The sequence below is a fragment of the Inquilinus sp. genome (assembly GCF_057815775.1).
In genome coordinates, this window is the sequence record NZ_JBYRFX010000573.1 from 1 (window position 1) to 3,164 (window position 3,164).

4 protein-coding genes are annotated in these 3,164 nt (G+C 69.0%); 3 read left to right on the forward strand and 1 reads right to left on the reverse strand.

Features of this window, described 5'->3' with window-relative positions:
* The coding region (locus AC3XYG_RS19925) for an alginate lyase family protein (protein ID WP_489141605.1) at positions 1-838 on the forward strand (838 nt) is incomplete at its 5' end.
* A 1-nt stretch (position 839) separates the two neighbouring features.
* Here AC3XYG_RS19925 and AC3XYG_RS19930 read toward each other — a convergent pair.
* Complete coding sequence (locus AC3XYG_RS19930; protein WP_489141606.1) at positions 840-1,883, reverse strand: aldo/keto reductase; 1,044 nt, start codon at positions 1,881-1,883, stop codon at positions 840-842.
* Positions 1,884-2,003: 120 nt separating this feature from the next.
* On the opposite strand from AC3XYG_RS19930, the gene AC3XYG_RS19935 reads away from it, so the two are divergent.
* Both AC3XYG_RS19935 and AC3XYG_RS19940 read left to right on the forward strand, forming a co-directional pair.
* On the forward strand, positions 2,004-2,591 hold the full coding sequence (locus tag AC3XYG_RS19935; RefSeq protein ID WP_489141607.1) for a TetR/AcrR family transcriptional regulator: 588 nt from the start codon (positions 2,004-2,006) through the stop codon (positions 2,589-2,591).
* Positions 2,592-2,648: 57 nt separating this feature from the next.
* A partial coding sequence (locus AC3XYG_RS19940) for a LysR family transcriptional regulator (RefSeq protein ID WP_489141608.1) occupies positions 2,649-3,164 on the forward strand: 516 nt, incomplete at its 3' end.

Genomic DNA, 3,164 nt, shown 5'->3' on the forward strand with positions numbered 1-3,164 from the left:
GGCTTACACCTTCACCCGCGACCCGAAATACGCGGTGAAGGCGGCCGGAATGCTGCGCACCTGGTTCGTCGCGCCGGCGACGCGGATGAACCCCAACATGACCTATGCCCAGGCCATCCCCGGCATCGTCGACGGCCGCGGAATCGGCATCATCGACAGCCGCGCCTTAATCGACGTGATGGATGCGGTCGAGCTGATCCGTCCCAGCAATGCGCTGCGCGAGATCGACTACCAGGCGATCCGGCTGTGGTACCGCATCTTCGACCTGTGGCTGCTGGCCAGCGAGAACGGCTTCGAAGAGGGCAACTGGCACAACAACCACGGCACCTGGTACGACGCGCAGGTGGTGGCGTTCTCGCTGTTCACCGACCAGCAGGATCTGGCCAAGCGCCAGCTGAAGATCGCGGCGCTGCGCCGGGTCGCCGGCCAGTTCGACAAGGATGGCCGCCAGATGGCGGAGCTGGAGCGGACGCGGCCTTTCCACTACAGCCAGTTCAACTTGCAGGCCTTCAGCCGCCTCGGCCGCTATGCCGAGCTGGTCGATGCCGGGCTGACCAATGGCGACACCGACCCGACCGATCTGTGGCAGTTCAGCCTCGACAGCCATGGGCTGAAGGCGGGCTATGCCTTCGTCGCCGGCTATGTCAACGCGGCCGGCAACCTCGATGCCTCCTGGCCGTATCAGGAGCTGACGGCGGGCGACGGCCTGGACGAAGCCGTGGGCAACCTGCTGGCCGCCGCCCGCGCCTACAAGGACCCGGTGTTCCGGCAGAAGGCCACCACCCTGCTGACCCGCTATCCCGGCCAGATCGAGGCGCTGCTGCTGCCGCTGGAGTAGGTCAGGCGACCAGGGTCGTCGACGGGTCGAGCTGGTCCAGCTTGCCGCCGGCCAAGCGGTTGCGCTGCGCGTCTGCGGCCAGCATGTCGTGCGGGAAGCCCAGCGGTACGGCGCTGGCCTCGTCCAGGCGGCGCCGCTGCTCCGCGCTCAGGCTCACCCGGGTGGCGCCGAGATTGTCGTCGAGCTGGGCGCGGTTGCGCGGCCCGATGATCGGGATGATGCCGCGCCCGCCGATCCAAGCGATCGCCACCTGGCCGGAATTGGCGCCGGTCTCGTCCGCCACCGCCTGCAGCGTGTCCAGGATGGCGGAGCGCTGTGCGCTGTTCTCCTCATGGAACAGCCGCTTGAAGGTTGTGGACCGCCCGGTCTCGCCGCGGCGGTACTTGCCGGTCAGGACGCCGCCGCCGAGCGGCGACCAGGCAACGGTGCCGAGGCCCAGCCCCTCCGCCATCGGCAGCAATTCGCGGTCCGGCGTGCGCTCGACCAAGCTGTATTCGACCTGGAGGCCGACGATCGGCGCGGCGTCGCGCAGCTCCGCGATCGTCACGGCACGGGCGACGCGCCAGGCCGGGAAATCGGACAGGCCGGCATAGAGAATCTTGCCGGCGCGGCTGAGGTCATCCAGGCCGCGCACGATCTCCTCGGTCGGGGTCATGCCGTCGGGCATATGCACCCAGTACAGGTCGATCCGGTCGGTGTTCAGCCGCTTCAGGCTGGCCTCGACCGACTGCATCATATTTTTGCGGCTGTTGCCGGTGGAGGCGAGGCTGCCGGCGGCCGTGGGGCTCAAGGTGTATTTGCTGGCGATGACGAATTCGTCCCGGTCCGCCCCGACGAATTCCCCGACCAGCGTCTCCGACTCGCCGACCTGATAGCTGTCGGCGGTGTCGATGAAGTTGCCGCCGGCCTCGGCATAGCCGTCGAAGACCCGTCGCGCCTCGGCCGGATCGGCGCCATAGCCCCAGCTTGTGCCGAACAGGCCAGCACCCAACGCCAGCTCCGAAACCCGCAGACCGGTCTTCCGGCCGAACACCCTGTACCGCATGGATCGCTCCCGTTGCCGCCCAGTGACGGCCTATTCGATTAATCATGACGATCATCATGATTGCCTTAAGATGATGATCGTAATATACAGATGTCAACAGGCTTGTGGACGGAATGGGCGATGAAGGTGACGCGCGACCAGGTCCTGGAACACCGCCGGCGGATTCTCGACGCCGCGGCCAGCATGTTCCGGGAAAAGGGCTTCGACCGCGTCGGGGTGGCCGACATCATGACGGCGGCCAGGCTGACCCATGGCGCCTTCTACGGCCATTTCAAATCGAAGCAGGATCTGGCCGTCCAGGCCTTCGCCCATGCCGTGGCCGGGTCGGATGAGGCCTGGACCCGGGTGGGACAGATGGTGCCGGGCAGCGGCCTGGGTGTCGCCGCCGGCGCCTATCTGACGCCGGATCACCGTGGCCGTGTCGGCGAAGGCTGCCCCTTCGCCGCGCTGGCCACCGATGTCGCCCGCCAGGGCGGCGCCGCCCAACAGGTCTTCGCCGAGGGGCTGAAGGCCCAGATCGATCGTTTCACCCCGCTTGCGTCAGCATCGTCCGAGGCCGGGCGGCGCGCCCAGGCGATCACCGCCTGGGCCGGGATGATCGGGGCGATGGTGCTGGCGCGGGCCGCGGGCGATCCGGCCCTGTCGGACGAAATCCTCGCCACCGTCGCCGCGAGCCTCGACGGCCCGTCCGCGGATCGGCCAGACTAGCGGCGCCCGCATCCGCGGCACCGGTGGTGCCGGGCGGGCCGCTGCTGGGGACGCCTGATGCCGCTTCGACTGCCACCGCTTTCGCCCCTGCGCTTCTTCGAGGCGGTCGGGCGGCATCGCAGCTTCAAGCGCGCGGCGGCGGAGCTGAACGTGACGCCCAGCGCGGTCAGCCACGGCATCGTCGGGCTGGAACAGGTGCTGGGCGTCGAGCTGTTCGTGCGCGAGCCGCGGACGCTGTCGCTGACCCCGGCCGGGGCGGACTACCTGCCCTATGTCTCCGAGGCGCTGTCGCTGATCGCGATGGGGACGCAGCGCCTGCCGAACCACCGGGCCAACCGCACCATCGCGGTGAGCTGCGCCCCGACCCTCGCCTCCCGCTGGCTGCTGCCGCGGCTGCACGGCTTCAGCAAGCGGTGGCCGAATGTCAGCGTCAGCGTCGACACCTCGCGGGGCCAGGTCGGGTTTCCCGTCGACGGCTTCGATTTCGCCCTGCGGATGAGCCGGGCTCCCGTCGCCGGGGCGGCCTGGACCAGGCTGTTCGTCGAAAGGCTGGTGCCGGTGTGCAGCCCGGCC